This window comes from Candidatus Magnetominusculus dajiuhuensis (genome assembly GCF_046044395.1).
Taxonomy (GTDB): domain Bacteria; phylum Nitrospirota; class Thermodesulfovibrionia; order Thermodesulfovibrionales; family Magnetobacteriaceae; genus Magnetominusculus; species Magnetominusculus dajiuhuensis.
Genome location: NZ_JBJUSG010000091.1, coordinates 1 through 15,099, shown reverse-complemented (window position 1 = coordinate 15,099; position 15,099 = coordinate 1). Strand labels below are relative to the sequence as shown.

The window sequence follows — 15,099 nt, the reverse complement described above, 5'->3', positions numbered from 1 at the left end:
GCTTTCAAAAACCCTTTTATCAATAGGTGCAAATTTCTATATCGGAGCTTGGGTTACTAATGGCAATGTAAAATCAATATGTTGTATAATTATGACTTGCAGACTGTAAAACGAGGTGGGGACTAATGATAGAAAGGACAGAACAACTAAAAAAGACGATAGAGGGCCTGACGGCGCTGCCGATAGTGATAACCCAGGTTGACCCGGACGCAATCGGCTCGGCGATGCTCTTGCGCTATATAGCCATGAATCTTGGCAAAGAGGTGACAATATACTACTGCGGACACTTCGGCCATCCTCAAAACCGTACGATGTTTACAGTGTTTGACCTTGGCTCAATCATGTTTCCTATCAAGGAGATGCCTAAGGAGGTCAGGTCCTGCGCGCTTGTTGACTCGTCTCAGGTAAGCGATTCGCGTCTTATGGGGCGCGTCATAGCCCCAATAATCATAATTGACCACCATGATACGGACTCTAAGACAAGGGTGGAATATGACGAAAACGGATTTACCCTGATTGACAGAGTGGGTGCGGCAACTACCCTGCTTACCGAGATTCTCTTTGCGATGAACTATATACTGCCCAGAAACAGCAAAGAGGCTACACTTGGAGCGCTTGCCGTGTTCACTGACACAAAGATGCTGATAAATGCCACCGAACGGGATGTAATTGCGTACTCCAGGCTGCTTGAGTTTGCGGACAAAGAGCTATTTCGCCAACTGCAAAGCTATCCCCTCCCACAGCGCTTCTTTGAGCACTTCAGGGAGGCCGTTAATAACTGGAAGATGAAAGAGGGAAGGCTGGTAACCGGCATTGGCTTCGTATCGTCTAAAGACGCCGACCAACTGGCAATCATAGCCGACAGCCTCATAAGGATGCCCGAAATTCAGATGGCCATCACATGGGGTATCGTTGATAACGCTGTTGTAAGGATCTCGGCCAGGTGCACTGACCCTTCCATGTCATTTCATGATTTTTTGGCCGAACGTTTCGGCAAAAACAGCGGCGTTAAGACATCGGCCGTGGGGGTTGCCGAAGGTGGGGCGTTTATTAAACTGCCATCGGGGTTTTGGGCAGGAGATGAACTAAAGGGCGAGTTGATTTCCCTTGTGAAACGCAAAATGGACCATCTTATCCTTGAAGAGCTAAGCGTCAGCGAGCAAGCCAACGTCAGAGACCACGACGGCGGCGATACAGAAAAAAGCGCCTTCGATATGACATAACGAATTTTTCTTTTGAAATCAACCGGCAGAAAGGCGGGGGTATTGCCCCCGCCCTGCAACGCCCTTTTATGGCTTTGGAAGTGGCATACGAAGCACCTGTTCTGTATTTCCAAAGATGACATCGTTTTTGAAGCCGTGGGCCGCCTTGATTCTTATGTCCTTATCAAGCGGGTTTGTAAGTTTCAGTATCTCAGAATAGTCCTTGGGGGTCATTTTGTATGTTACCAATGGCATATGAGCCGAGGCATCTATCGGAATCGGGAAATCAGAGCCGTTAAGCAGCCACTCCGGCGGGAAGTTTTCCACTATTTCACGTAAGAACGGGATGCGCGTTGACAGCGACAAGGCCGACGTATCAGACCAGAGCCTCACCTTGCCGCCTGTGTTCATTGCCCTCATAAAATCATAAAACCTGAGCGTTTCGTCCCTATCAATGAGCGGAAATACGGGAGAGGCGCAGTGCGCCGCAATCACCTTCACCCCACAGGAAACCGGCTTGATTAATAACCCAAACCGGTCAAGGTCCTTGCTTGGGTCCAGCCTGCTCCTGTCAATATCCCGCACCCCCTCCGGGAAGGAATACTCCGGTCCGATATGGCACAGCAGCGGCAGCCCACTTTCTGCCAGTGTCTTATAGTACTCCTCGTGACTGCCCTCTACGTGGATGAGTTGAACTGACGGTATCCACTTCATAAGCACCGCGTCGGTTTCGTTGATGACGTAATCAATCTCTTTTTTCCAGTCCGCCCTGTTCGGATTTACCGACGCGCCGAAATAAAAGCGCTTATTTACCGCCCCTTGCTTAGTCAGCGCCTCGTTGAGCTTCTTCACCTTATCGTATAAATAATGATTTGACACATAGAGTGTGGTTATCGCGTCCATGCGCTGATGAGTAGCGGGGTCATAGGGGGCGTCCATAGCAAGGAGGACTATACTGTCAATCTCCTTAGATTGCGCGAGGGTTTCGGTCATAAATTTAAAATAGTCGTCGGCTTTTATCTCCTCACCGCCGCTTAGTTTGGCACCGGAGTTTGCCAGGTTGTGTTCTATCATCGCGTATAAGATTCGCGTAAACCAATTCGGGCTGCTATCCGGGTTAAAAAACACATCGGTATCGTCCATAGCCTTGCCGTTGCCAACGACATGACAGTGCATATCAATTCTCATATGTCCTCCGTGCAAAGTTATAACCGGTTTACAGGTCCTTAATCAGGCCTAACACGATTGACAACTGCTCCTTGGCCGCCTGATTGAACTGATACCAGTTCGTGTTTTTTAGAGTGACCCCAGGTTTGAACTCAATGCTTAACCCGCTCCTTTGCAATACTGCTCCAACCCATGCGTTTCTGTCGTATGCAGGGACTGCTTCGTTGTTACACTCATCGGCTACTAATTTGGCAACCGCCGCAGTTCTGCTGTTGAAATCGCTGGCTCTGACAATGGCTTCATATCGTGGTTGTATAGCAGCCCAGTTAGTACCGGCGTTGGTTATACTCCTCATAGCCGTATAGATTTTCTCTATCGCGTCTAACGCCCTGTCTGCGTTGACAATTTGTCTGCCCAGCCGGTGATCTGTCCATGTCTCGGAAATGACATCAGGGGAATGGGCGGCCTGAGCGTGGCCGATAGCGGGAATAACATATTTTTTCAAATTATGAGTATCCACAACGTTCCAGTCTTCCTGCATCCCTGTAAAATTCTGATGTGACCATGTATCGGCAAACGTGTGTAAGGCTATTCCTACTTTATAGGGATTCATGCTTGCCAGGGCATTGTTTAGTAAAAATTGGGCATTCGAAGAATTTGGCGTAGTACTTAACGTGTTCGTCATCCCGCCAATCGTGAGGGCAGCATCATCTCCCGGAAGGAAATGAAAGGGTATGTAAACGAACTTCTGAATATACGGGTCAACAGATAGCACCGACATTGACTGGGTCATAATCGGGAAGTAATGGCCGCCGGTTGGGTACGGGATTTTTTCGGGGAAGGGGATGTCATCACCAAGCCATCTCTCGTTGTTGTCATCTACGAATTGCGATGCGTAGGCGATGATTTCCGGGTTCATGAATTTAGTTAACTTTGCAATTGAATAAATAATGTCATAGTGAAAGTCTTTTTCCATGTCGTTCTCCCTTGCTGTTTATGTTTTTTAGATAACGCGGACTATGCCCGCTGTCCCCCTCCCATGTGCATGGGATAGCGTATATACCGCAATATCCGTGCCAAAGATTTCAGCACTGCTAACGCTATGTATTATAAGGATATTATAAAAATTATGCCCTTACAATATCGGCCAAAACTATGGAGTTGGATACCATTTTATGGTAGGCAATTCCATTCATCTGCCATTCATTACACATAGCGCAAGGTCTCCGGGCATATCCCCCATGTATATTTTTTTTGTAATCAAAATGTAACATAACGTTCATTCTACTGTAACATGGGGCATGTTAGTATTGAGCGTGGGGTGTCAGGCGAGAGTGCAGACTTGAGTTATGGAGGAGAGAACTTATGTGTCCATACTTTGAAATGTTGAGTAAGGAGTGTAATAGGGAAAGGGCTTGTTCCGCTGATTGTCTTGCCTGTGTTAATATGAAGATGTGCCAGAGTAAAATCTACGAAGTCTGTCCTGTTTATGTAAGGAGCCTGTTCGAAAAAAGCGACTGTATCGCTGTTTAGCATGATTTGTTAAGTATATTTTTTAACCGCGTTGAAGTTCACTGTATGTACCGTGCAGGTGTTTTTTTTCTGCGCCCGTGGTGTCTGCCAGCGTCTGCGGCCTTGTGCTGATTTGCAAAAATCATCTGATTTGTGTGAAACTATGCGGGAGATGGCACGGATGAAAAAGAAGATAATCGTCGTTGATGACGAAAAAGACATTGTCGAGCTGATATCGTATAACCTGGCTAAAGAGGGTTTTCATGTCACGCCGTCTTTTAACGGTGAGGACGGGCTGAATAAAATCAGGGAACAGCGGTTTGATTTGATAATCCTTGACCTGATGCTTCCCGGTATTCAGGGTATTGACCTGTGTAAAATCCTCAAGTCCTCTGATGAGACCGCCGCCGTTCCAATCATCATGGTAACGTCCAAGTCTGAGGTGTTTGACAAGGTGCTTGGCCTTGAGATGGGTGCCGACGATTATATTACGAAACCGTTCAGCATACGCGAGCTGACGGCGCGCGTCAAGGCCGTGCTGCGGCGTACCCGCGAAAAGGCCGCCGTAGAGCCGTTACTGAAAACCATCAAAATCGGCGATATAGAAATAGACACTGACACGTACAAGGTACAAAAGAAGGGTGCTGCTGTAAAACTCAGCGCTACGGAGTTTAAACTCCTCCTCTACCTGATTCAGAGGAAGGGCAAGGTACTGTCGCGCGACATGCTCCTTGACGCGGTCTGGAAAGACGAGGCCTTTGTAGAGCCTCGAACCGTGGATGTCCACATCCGCCGCCTGAGAGAACAGATAGAAGAGGACTCATCGAATCCTGTTTATATAAAGACCCGACGCGGCATCGGCTACTACTTTGAGGACGGCGCGTGAACCTTAAACGGCTAATCCTGCGCGTGGGGGTGGTGTATGCCCTAATGATTTTCTCCATCGCCGCGTTTTATTTAATCGCCTCATTCTACGTAAAGAGCGTGGTTCTGGCCACAGAGATTCAGTCCAACTTATCCGCCCACCTGACATACGCATTTTTTGCCTTTTCCTTTCTGGGCTCAGTTGTAACGGTCAGCTTCATCTTTCGGGATTACAGAAAGAAGGAGAAATTCCTGAAGGAAATAGAGCAGTTTTCAGAGATGGTCTCAAAAGGGGCTATTACCGACAAGGTGTTTTTTGAGGACTATCCCGACCTTGCCGGCGTATATAATTCCCTCAACGATGTTACACGAAGGCTGAACGAAAAATTCGCCCGTACCGAAGAGGAACGCTCCCAACTGAACGCCATCCTTGAGAGCATCCCCGATGCCCTCGCCATCATTGACAACAAGAACGAACTCGTCTACGTCAACGACAACGCCTCAGAGTTTTTCAACTACAAGGGGCCGATTAAAAATAAACCCCTCATTGAAATCATCAGAAGCTCTGAGCTTATTACGATGCTTGATAACGTGAAGAAATACGATAAGACCGAATGCGGGGAGATATTTCTTGAGTATCCGTTTGAGAAATATATGCAGGTGCGAATGTATCCATTTTATAAGAAAAATGACCTCACGGGCGTGGTCATCCTGTTTCACGACATCACAGAACTAAAGAAACTTGAGACGATGAGAAAGGACTTCGTGGCGAATGTCTCACACGAGATAAAGACCCCTGTGACGGCAATCAGGGGTTTTGCGGAGACGCTCATAGAGGGTGCGATAGAGGACAGGGAAGACAGCATTAAATTCTTAAAGATCATTATATTTCACAGTGAGCGCCTCAACAGGCTTGTTGATGACCTGATGACTATATCAAAGATAGAGCTGGGTGTTGTGAAATTACAAAAGACCGAGATAGATTTCTCAGAGATAATTGACGACGTAATTGAGACACTAAGGGGTAGTGCCGAGTCCAGGGGGCTTTACATAAGGCGCTCTACGGACACAAAATGCGACAAATCCCTGAACAGCCGCCTAACCCTGAACGCCGACCGCGACAGGGTAATCCAGGTGCTGCTGAACATAATAGACAACGCCATTAAGTTTACACAGAAGGGCGGCATAGAAGTCGGTTTCTGCATTGATGAACGGCGGCACTTCTTCTTTGTCAGAGACACGGGCTGTGGCATCCCCAAACGTTGTCTTTCGAGGCTTGGGGAGAGATTTTATAGGGTTGACCCGTCGCGCTCAAGGGAACTGGGAGGCACAGGGCTTGGCCTTGCCATAGTTAAACATATAGTAAAGGCCCATGACTGGGAGATGAAAATCGAAAGCGAGGAAGGTTCGGGTACGACGATTAAAGTTATTGTCGGCAGGTAGTGCTTTTTTATAAATATTTATATAAGGTGATGGAATGACAATGGCGGTTGATGAGGCGGGCGCTGACGTACTAAGCGGGGCCGCGATAGATGTAAAGGGCCTGAATTTTTATTACGCGGGCAACATACAGGCGTTAAAAAACATAAACGTGCCGGTTCACCACAACGCGGTAACGGCGCTTATCGGGCCGTCCGGCTGCGGCAAGACGACACTGCTGAGGTGTTTTAACAGGATGCACGACCTCTACCCGGGAAGCCGCTACGAGGGTGAGATCGTCTTTAACAGCGTAAACATCCTTGCCGACGATATAGACGTTATAGATTTACGCAGCCGCATAGGGATGGTATTTCAAAAGCCGACTCCATTTCCCATGTCTATATTTGACAACATTGCCTACGGCCTCAGACTCAGAGGGATCAGAAAGAAGGGTGAGTTAAGTGACCATGTTGAGTCCGCCATCAGGCAGGCCGCCCTGTGGGATGAGGTAAAGCACAAGCTCCACGAAAGCGCCTATACGCTCTCCGGTGGGCAGCAGCAGCGACTTGTCATTGCGCGTGCCCTTGCGGTAAGCCCGGAGGTGCTGCTTTTCGATGAGCCAACCTCCGCCCTTGATCCTATATCTACTTCTAAGATCGAGGAGCTTGCCGTTGAGCTGAAGGAGACCGTCACCATCCTCGTCGTTACGCACAACATGCAGCAGGCAGCGAGGATGAGCGATTTCACGGGGTTTATGATGCTTGGGGAGCTAATCGAATTCGGCAGTACGGATATGATATTCACAAATCCATCCAATAAACTCACAGAGGACTACATATCGGGAAGGTTCGGCTAATGGCGATTCGGGACAACGAACTCAAACACCTAAAGGAGATGATATTAAAAATGGCCTCCTTGGTTGAGGTGTCCATAAGGGACAGCGTCAGGGCGCTTGTTACTCAGGAGCCTTCCATTGCCAACGCGGTAATTGCGGCAGACCTCCTGATAAACACATACGACGTGCAAATAGACGAGGAGTGCATAAGGCTCATAGCGAGGAGGCAGCCCGTGGGCAGGGACCTGCGCTTTATAACTACGGGGATGAAGATAACCACAGACCTTGAGCGCATAGCTGACCACGCCGTAAATATTGCCGAGCGTGCCCTGAAACTCTCTGAGGCAAGTCCCATGAGGGCATACTCAGACCTCTCCAGGATGCGCGAGATTGTCCAGCGCATGGTCAAAGACGCCATTGATTCGTTTGTTAATGAAGATAAGGCGCTGGCCAAAGACGTTATTGAACGGGACGAAGAGGTTGACGACCTCAACGCCTCTGTCGTCAACGAGCTGATGCTGGTAATGACAAAAGAACAAGGAAACGTCATACACGCAAGCCAGTTGATATATATATCAAGAAACATTGAGCGCATCGGCGACCACGCCACAAACATTGCCGAGATGATTATCTACATGGTGGATGGCCGGATGATCAGGCACCTGGCCGACGTCACAGGGCAACCGCCTAAACCGTCTGATTAAACCTGTTTAGCAGGGTCATCAATAATCCATTTCTGTTCAGCTAATGTAGTATGGATTCTTTACAATCTGTCCCCGCACGACCATTAACGGGTGGGCGCTTATGATGTCCAGGATGAGCTTGCCGCAGTACAGCGACGCGTCGTACTGGCAGAGGATACCGCTGAAGGGATAGACACAGACGAGCTTGTCAAGCCTTGCCTCATAGTCGTCCCATTGCTCAGATCCGGGCACGCGCATCTGACGGCACAGGGCCTCAGCAGCCACGCGCACTGCCGTGTAACCCTCCTCCTGTGCTTGCGCACAATATCCCTTCCATCTCTTAATCATCTGTTGCGCGTCGAATCTGCCGTCCAGACTATATGCCCTTACGAAATAATCTATCACGAACTGGCCGGTTTTTCTCTCTTTATCTACAAACAGCCCGATACCCGCAAGGTATCCGTCTATCTCCGCGGGCGTATCAGCGTCTGCGAGGACTATGACCTTCTCGTTTGCCGATAAGCCGCTTGTCACAAACTTCTCTAACACCATATCGCGCTCGGCGTCATCGTTATATACGTGGCACATGTGAACCCCGTGCCTGAAGGTCTCTTTCGTAAACCCGAAGCTTATCTCCTGTTTGGATGCTTTCAACATATCGTCCTATACACATTCTAACATTTCTGTTTTAATATATCTAATTTATTTTAGACAGCCTGAGGGTAGGGCATGGTAATACATCGAATGCCGGAGGGATTTCTGTACTCCTTAGTAAGGTCTGCTTACGTCCAGCCCTTCGCGCTCAAAGCGTACTATTATTTCCGTACCATGGTTACTTATTAATTCTATTTTGCCGCCAAGCTGCCCCTCGGCTAAGCCGGTTACCAGACTAAAACCCATTGAATCGTTACTTCTAATGTCCATATCCAAAGGAACGCCTACGCCGTCATCTCTGACAATTATCTCAATATTATTTTCGGGCAAAGTACGCATGGTTAACCATATTTCGCCCTTTCTTCCATTCGGAAAGGCATACTTAACCGCATTGGTCAGCAGTTCGTTAATCAGGAGGCCGCACGGCACCGACCGTTTTATTTCTAAAGAAACATCACGGACATCCAGATTGAGTTTAACATTTCTCAGTTCTGAGGAGTATATATTTTGCAGGTGTCTTACAAGTTTCTCAATATAAATCTTGAAATCTATATTGGTTACATCCTCAAAGCGGTATAACATATCGTGGATAAGCGCCATAGCCCTTACGCGGCTTTCCGTTTCTTTAAGTACATTTTTGTTAGCTTCGTCGTTAATATAGCTCATTTGTATTTTCAGGAGAGAGGCAATAATCGCTAAATTGTTCTTCACCCTGTGGTTGATTTCATGCAGAAGCAGCACCTTTTCATCAAGCTGTACCCTTATTTGTGCCTCAGATTGTTGAAGTTTAGCGGTGCGCTCTTCCACCTTTTTTTCAAGATGCTTTTTGTATTGTTCAAGTTCATCGTTGGCCTCTGTTATTTTTATCATGTTATCTCTGTTTTCGATTGTCCTTGCCAGAATGTTGCATATATTTCTTATAAATGGCTCATAAGGTGCAAACTGCTCAGGGTCGTTCAACTTCAATATTACAAAACCATATACATGGTTGAGAGTCCTCATGGGAATTGCACTTATCCCGCGTTTTTTCTCCATCAGGCATTCACAGTTATAATTTCCGACCCCACAGCCTGAGCAGTTTATGTTTTTGAAGTCGTCAGAACATAAAAAAAAGTCAAATATCCCAGGAATGCTCAGCACCGGCCTGCTCAGAAATTCAGCCATCTCTTTTATGCCCGGCATCATCTCAAGAACATCCTGAATAACTATCAGCTTTCCCAGAATATCTGCCCTAATCAGTGGGGATTCCATAAGATTAAATTCTCCCTCTCAATCTCAATTCGGCTGAAGTCATGTAGTATGGATTTCTTACGACCTGCCCCCTGACAACCATTAAAGGATGGACACTTAAGACATCATAAAGCAACGCCCCACCATACTTTTTTGCGTCGAATCTGCAGAGAAGGCCGCTGAAGGGATAGTCCAGGACGAGATTGTTAAGTTCGGATTCATATTCAAGCCAATGGTCGGACCCCGGCACACCGTGATGGATCCATGAAGGCTCACCTGTTGCGCGCACTGCCGCGTATCCCTCTTCCATTCCGAGATTATAAACCCCTCTTAACCTCTCCAACATGCCCTGAGTCTCGAACCTGCCGTCGGGGCAGTAGGCCTCCATCTGATTTTTTATAACGAGTTGGCCGGTTCTCCTCTGCTCATCAACAGAAAGTCCCATCTCTTTCATGCAATCATCTATATCGGCCTCTGTTTCCACGTCCAGCAAGGCTACAACCTTCTCCCTCGCCGAAATGCCGCTCTGCAGATACTTCTCAATTACCATCTTGCGCTCGGCCTCATCGTCATAAATATAGCACATGTGAGTTCCAAGCGGGAATGTTTCCCTCGTAAACCCGAAATTTGCCTTATACGCTTCGGTTTCCATAATTAACCCCTCCATCATTCACACATTTCTGTCAGCTTTCTGGGAATATCCATGAGATCAAGCCCCCTGTTTCGATCTCAATTCCTCTGGACTTATGTAATATGGATTCTTTAAAACCTGCCCCCTGACAACTATTAACGGATGGACACTTAAAACATCATAAAGCAAAGCCCCGCTAAACATCCTTGCGTCGAATCTGCAAAGAAGGCCGCTGAAGGGGCAGTCCAGGACGAGACGGTTAAGCTCCAACTCATATTCGCGCCAATGTTCGGAGCCGGGCACACCCCTATGAATCCACGAAGGCTCACCTGTTGCGCGCACCGCCGCATATCCCTCTCCCATTCCAAGATGATAAATCTCTTTTAAATTCTCAATCATGCGCTGCGTTTCGAACCTGCCGTCGGGACAGTAGGCCTCCATCTGATTCTTTATAACGAGTTGGCCGCTTTTTCTATGTTCGTCAGCAATAAGTCCAATTTCCCTGAGATAATCATCTATTTCGGCCTCAGTTTCCACGTCCAGTAAGGCTACAACCTTCTCGTTCGCCGAAAGGCCGCTCTTAAGATATTTCTCAATGACCATCTTGCGCTCAGCCTCATCGTTATAAATGTAGCACATATGAGTTCCAAGCGGGAAGGTTTCCCTCGTAAATCCGTAATTTGCCTGATAGTCTGCGGCTTCCATTTTAACCTCCCTAACATCCCTCCACACCTATATTCATCATAGGCGGCGTTGTGTTATATATCAGTTACAAACTGGAGCTCGCACCAACATTTTAGAATATCTGCCTATATACTACTGGTTAATTATACCATATTGGGTCATCTTTAGGATAGTCAGGATTTATTTTGAACTGTCACGGGGTGAATCATGGTATTATATCCCATGAAGAAATACACACTGCACATAGCCCCGTCAGCGCGCACTACGAGGTTTGACGAGGAACTCAACCGGCAGCAACTTGAGGCCGTCACCTGTGCCGGAGGCCCGATGCTTGTCCTTGCCGGGGCTGGCACGGGCAAGACCCGCACTTTGACCTACCGTGTGGCGTGGCTTGTTGAAAACGGCGTATTGCCATCTAATATCCTCCTGCTTACCTTTACGAATAAGGCCTCTAAGGAGATGATGAGGCGCGCAGCCTCTCTGATTGGCGCAGATGTGGCAGCCCTTTGGGGGGGTACCTTTCACCACATAGGAAACCTCATCCTCAAGCGCCACGCGGGCGTGATTGGCTACAAAGACGGGTTTTCTATTCTGGATAGAACCGACACCAAAGACCTATTCGACACCTGCCGCACCAGTGTGGCCGCGGCACACAAGGACGCACAGCTCTTGCCAAAGGCCTCCATTCTCACAGATTTGCATTCATATACGAGGAACACCTCAAAGACCGCTGAGGCGGTTATCAGGGAGCGATTTCCGGCCCTTGAGGCAAATATCCAGTTAATCTTAGATGTAATTGCGCTTTATGAAAAGAAAAAAAGAGAACTCAATCTCGTTGATTTTGACGATATACTGCAAAACATGGTAACACTGCTCAAAGACCATGAAGATGTCAGAGATTACTATAGCCGGAGATTTCAGCACGTACTCGTTGACGAATATCAGGACACCAATTCGCTTCAGGCGGAGGTCGTAGAGCTGCTGTCATCCTATCACCGCAATATCATGGCCGTCGGGGATGACGCACAGTCTATTTTTTCATTCAGGGGGGCTAATTTCGAAAATATCCTCAACTTTCAAAACACATATCCCGACGCCCAAATCTTTAAACTGACGACCAACTATCGAAGCACACCTCAAATCCTCAACGCCGCAAACGCCGCAATAGCGGCTAACCGGCGGCAGTTCTGTAAAAACCTTGTCTCAGTGCGTGAGGGCGGGCAACTTCCCGCCATTGTCCCCCTTGAGGACACACGGCAGCAGGCGCTCTTTGTCGCCTCCATGATAAAGGATACCATTGACGAGGGCGGCTCCCTCTCCAGCATGGCCGTCCTTTACCGCTCACATTACCAATCTATGGAGGTTCAGATGGAACTTACCCGTCTGGGGATTCCATACGACGTTCGCTCCGGCATGAAGTTCTTTGAGCAGGCGCACATAAAAGACATCCTTGCCTATCTGAGGATAATCTCAAACCCATGTGACGAGATCAGTTGGAAGCGGCTGCTGAAAATGCTCCCCGGTATTGGCAACGCCACCGCGGACAAGATATGGAGATTCCTGATTGAGGCCGCTGACCCGCTTGACAGGGTTGCCGCGGCAGGCAGGATTGTACCTAAAAAAGGCATAGAACATTTCACCGTCCTTGTGAAATGTCTGGACGAGCTGAGGAAGATTAACGCCCCATCAGAGGCACTTGACACCGCCCTTAAAGGCAGTTATGAAAAACACCTCTTTCTCACATTTCCTGACGCCGACAACAGGCTAAGAGACCTGACCCAACTAAGCGAGTACGCGGTAAAGTATAACTCCACAGATGTCTTTCTCAGTGAGATGGCTATTCAGGGGTCAGAACAACCGATGGCCGCCGCTGATTCAGGAGGCGGGGGCACAGACGAGCACGTAGTCCTGTCCTCCATTCATCAGGCAAAGGGGCTGGAGTGGAAGACCGTGTTTGTCATTGGCCTGAATGACGGGCAGTTTCCCTCAATTAAGTCCGGCAAGAACTGGGACGAGGAGGAGGAACGCCGCCTCTTTTACGTAGCCCTCACAAGGGCGTGCGATGAGCTTTACCTGTGTTACGCGTATACTTCTTATGCCGGCCTGATACGGCCGTCAAGGTTTATAAAGGATATTCCACGTGGACTGTTTGAGGAGATAGAAATCGTTTAGGGAGGCGTATGACTTACAAAGAGACATTTTATAAGGGATTTGACGCGGCAAACAAGAACATACTGCTTGTGCCGGTAAAAATGGCGGCCACGTATGCCCTGTTCATAGGGTTCGTAATTGTGTTAATTATCCCGATTGTAGTGGCGGCGCTGGCGTTTGGCACGGGAATGCTGGCCTCGCTGAAAGACCTTAATATCAACAATGTTGGCGAACTGTTGTCCTCTAAGTATTTGGTGTTGGCGGTTGTTATAGCCGCGATTGTCTTAGTGTATATTACGGCGGCCTCATTTGTTGCCCTGTATGTATATGGCGGGTCGTGCGGGATGATTGCCGGGGGGATAAGAGATGAGGGATTCAGGTTTCAGATGAGCGGGTTTTTCTCAGAGGGCAAGCGGTTCTTTGGGCCGGTTCTTGGGTTTACCACCATAGTCGGGGCTGCGGTGATTGCTATATTATTACTGCTTGCGGCCTCGGTCTTCCCTCTGAAATCTATTATACATGTTTTAGAAGGCATGAACGAATCATTGTCCACGTTTATGGCGACTTTATCAGTAATGGTTGCCGCGGTAACATTTCTTTTCCTTTTTGCGGGGACGTTTGCCATAACAATTTACGGCACCGCCGCATTAGTCTTTAAAAGGGTGACGGCAGGACAGGCCGCCAACGAGGCCGTCAGATTTATCTTTAAGCGCCCGTCGGCCTTTGGGTTTTATATGCTCTGTGTGGTAATTTATTTTTCAGCTAATGTAATGATTGCCGGCAGCGTGTTTGGCGTTGCGCTGATACCGGTTATAGGCACTGTAATGGTGTTTCCATATCATTTACTGGTGCAGGCGGTGCAGTATTATATGGGGATTTTATTTGTAGCCGTGTTGTTTTCCTATTATTTTGGCGTCGAAGGGCAAGGCAGCGCCCCTCCTATTTCCGAAATGTCCACTGTGGCGATTGATACTTCTTTAGTAGTTCCTGAGCCAGAGACATCTCCTGCTCAGCAAGTTGACCCGGATGAAGGCGTATATTAAATACTTTCTCAAATGCCTCAACCACGGCAGTCTGAACCGACGACAGCGTTATAGACGCATCAAACTCCCTGAGTCCGGCAACTGTGTCATTGTCGGTGGTGCCGCTACCAAATACTTGCGAAAGCAGCGGGCGGTTTACTGACAGGGGGATTGCCCCCTGCTCAAGCAACGCGCCGCGGTATCTCTTTTGAGCCGCGCCGAGGATTTTTCTTCCATCTATGGTTATCTCGCTGTATGAGGCTGCTGAAAAACACATGGGATTTGCGGTGGCGGGGCTGGCCTCTTGCCGCTTGAGCCGTCTTTGTGTTATTGCGCAGTCAAGTCCGAGACGCTGAAACGCCTGAAAAAAGGCCGTCCCTATGGTCGTGTAATTGTAGAGCAGGCTCTCAGAAAATGGTGCGGCGCGTGTGCCGGTAGAAAAACTAAACGTCAGCTCGTCGTCGTGGACGATTGCGCGCCCTCCCGTGGGCCTTCGCACAACGGAGATATTCAGGGTCTGGCACACTGCGGTGTTTATATTGGCGATGCGCTGAAACGCCCCGATGGTTACCGAGGGGACTGTCCAACCGTAAAACCTCAGCGTCGGCGGGGAATCTCCGGATTCGACCATCAGGGCAACGGCCTCATCTGCCGCCATGTTAAAACCGGCATCGCCTGCTGAGTACTCTATCAATCTCCACATGGTGGTATATTGTGTTTCCATTATAAAATCATTGTAGCACACATAAAGAAAAATTCTCACGCCACGACAAAAAATTGTATCCACCCGGCTTGTCCTGCCGTCATTCCGTCTTATCTGGAAACGTGCGCCTGTGAGTGTGCATAGTCAGAGGGGTGAAAGTCCCCTTCAGGTATACTCTCTCCGGGGGGATAATCCCCCGTCTTGTCGTTTGACCATCCGAAGTGGTTGAACAATAGGAACGGAGAGAAAATACTTTTCTTTGGCTGTCATTCCGGCTTGTCCGGAAACGTGCGCCTGTGAGTGTGCATAGTCAGAGGGGTGAAAGTCCCCTTCAGGTAAGCG

Annotated in this window: 14 protein-coding genes; 7 read left to right on the top strand and 7 right to left on the bottom strand. The window is 48.4% G+C overall.

Annotation, left to right across the window (positions count from 1 at the left end; translation table 11 throughout):
- The first annotated feature begins 125 nt into the window (after positions 1-125).
- Positions 126-1,223, top strand: coding sequence for a DHH family phosphoesterase (locus AB7D94_RS12240; RefSeq protein WP_420266171.1), 1,098 nt, complete (start codon positions 126-128; stop codon positions 1,221-1,223).
- A gap of 66 nt (positions 1,224-1,289) precedes the next feature.
- Here AB7D94_RS12240 and AB7D94_RS12235 read toward each other — a convergent pair whose 3' ends face one another.
- Positions 1,290-2,390 carry an amidohydrolase family protein gene (locus AB7D94_RS12235; RefSeq protein WP_420266170.1) on the bottom strand — a complete coding sequence of 367 codons (1,101 nt, stop codon included), beginning with the start codon at positions 2,388-2,390 and terminating at the stop codon, positions 1,290-1,292.
- A 28-nt stretch (positions 2,391-2,418) separates the two neighbouring features.
- Positions 2,419-3,345, bottom strand: coding sequence for a DUF6765 family protein (locus AB7D94_RS12230; RefSeq protein ID WP_420266169.1), 927 nt, complete (start codon positions 3,343-3,345; stop codon positions 2,419-2,421).
- Positions 3,346-4,062: 717 nt separating this feature from the next.
- Between AB7D94_RS12230 and AB7D94_RS12225 the strand changes: the two genes are divergently transcribed.
- Genes AB7D94_RS12225 through phoU form a run of 4 tightly spaced genes read left to right on the top strand, consistent with a single transcriptional unit; the run spans position 4,063 to position 7,703 of the window.
- Positions 4,063-4,767, top strand: a complete 705-nt coding sequence (locus tag AB7D94_RS12225) for a response regulator (protein ID WP_420266168.1) — start codon at positions 4,063-4,065, stop codon at positions 4,765-4,767.
- Complete coding sequence (locus tag AB7D94_RS12220; protein WP_420266167.1) at positions 4,764-6,188, top strand: ATP-binding protein; 1,425 nt, start codon at positions 4,764-4,766, stop codon at positions 6,186-6,188. Before AB7D94_RS12225 ends, AB7D94_RS12220 begins: the two co-directional genes overlap by 4 nt.
- Before the next feature lie 40 nt (positions 6,189-6,228).
- The gene (gene pstB / locus AB7D94_RS12215; protein ID WP_420266166.1) at positions 6,229-7,020 is read left to right on the top strand and encodes a phosphate ABC transporter ATP-binding protein PstB; all 792 of its coding nucleotides are present in this window, start codon (positions 6,229-6,231) and stop codon (positions 7,018-7,020) included.
- On the top strand, positions 7,020-7,703 hold the full coding sequence (phoU, locus tag AB7D94_RS12210) for a phosphate signaling complex protein PhoU (protein ID WP_420266165.1): 684 nt from the start codon (positions 7,020-7,022) through the stop codon (positions 7,701-7,703). The genes pstB and phoU overlap by 1 nt, the downstream gene beginning before the upstream one ends.
- 36 nt (positions 7,704-7,739) lie before the next feature.
- Here the strand turns inward: phoU and AB7D94_RS12205 are convergent, their stop codons facing one another.
- From AB7D94_RS12205 to AB7D94_RS12190, 4 genes are all read right to left on the bottom strand, one after another.
- A complete protein-coding gene (locus tag AB7D94_RS12205; RefSeq protein WP_420266164.1) occupies positions 7,740-8,339 on the bottom strand; it encodes an MEDS domain-containing protein in 600 nt (199 codons plus the stop codon).
- Between the two features lie 111 nt (positions 8,340-8,450).
- Positions 8,451-9,587, bottom strand: coding sequence for a sensor histidine kinase (locus AB7D94_RS12200; RefSeq protein ID WP_420266163.1), 1,137 nt, complete (start codon positions 9,585-9,587; stop codon positions 8,451-8,453).
- 4 nt (positions 9,588-9,591) lie between these two features.
- Positions 9,592-10,218, bottom strand: coding sequence for an MEDS domain-containing protein (locus AB7D94_RS12195; protein WP_420266162.1), 627 nt, complete (start codon positions 10,216-10,218; stop codon positions 9,592-9,594).
- Between the two features lie 57 nt (positions 10,219-10,275).
- Positions 10,276-10,902 carry an MEDS domain-containing protein gene (locus AB7D94_RS12190; protein WP_420266161.1) on the bottom strand — a complete coding sequence of 209 codons (627 nt, stop codon included), beginning with the start codon at positions 10,900-10,902 and terminating at the stop codon, positions 10,276-10,278.
- 201 nt (positions 10,903-11,103) lie between these two features.
- Here AB7D94_RS12190 and AB7D94_RS12185 point away from each other — a divergent pair, with 201 nt between their 5' ends.
- Complete coding sequence (locus AB7D94_RS12185) at positions 11,104-13,053, top strand: ATP-dependent helicase (protein WP_420266160.1); 1,950 nt, start codon at positions 11,104-11,106, stop codon at positions 13,051-13,053.
- A gap of 8 nt (positions 13,054-13,061) precedes the next feature.
- Positions 13,062-14,075, top strand: a complete 1,014-nt coding sequence (locus AB7D94_RS12180) for a hypothetical protein (RefSeq protein ID WP_420266159.1) — start codon at positions 13,062-13,064, stop codon at positions 14,073-14,075.
- Here the strand turns inward: AB7D94_RS12180 and AB7D94_RS12175 are convergent.
- Entirely contained in the window at positions 13,972-14,778 is an 807-nt protein-coding gene (locus AB7D94_RS12175; RefSeq protein WP_420266158.1) for a lipoate--protein ligase family protein, read from the bottom strand. The two genes, AB7D94_RS12180 and AB7D94_RS12175, sit on opposite strands and share 104 nt — an antisense overlap.
- Positions 14,779-15,099: the final 321 nt, after the last annotated feature.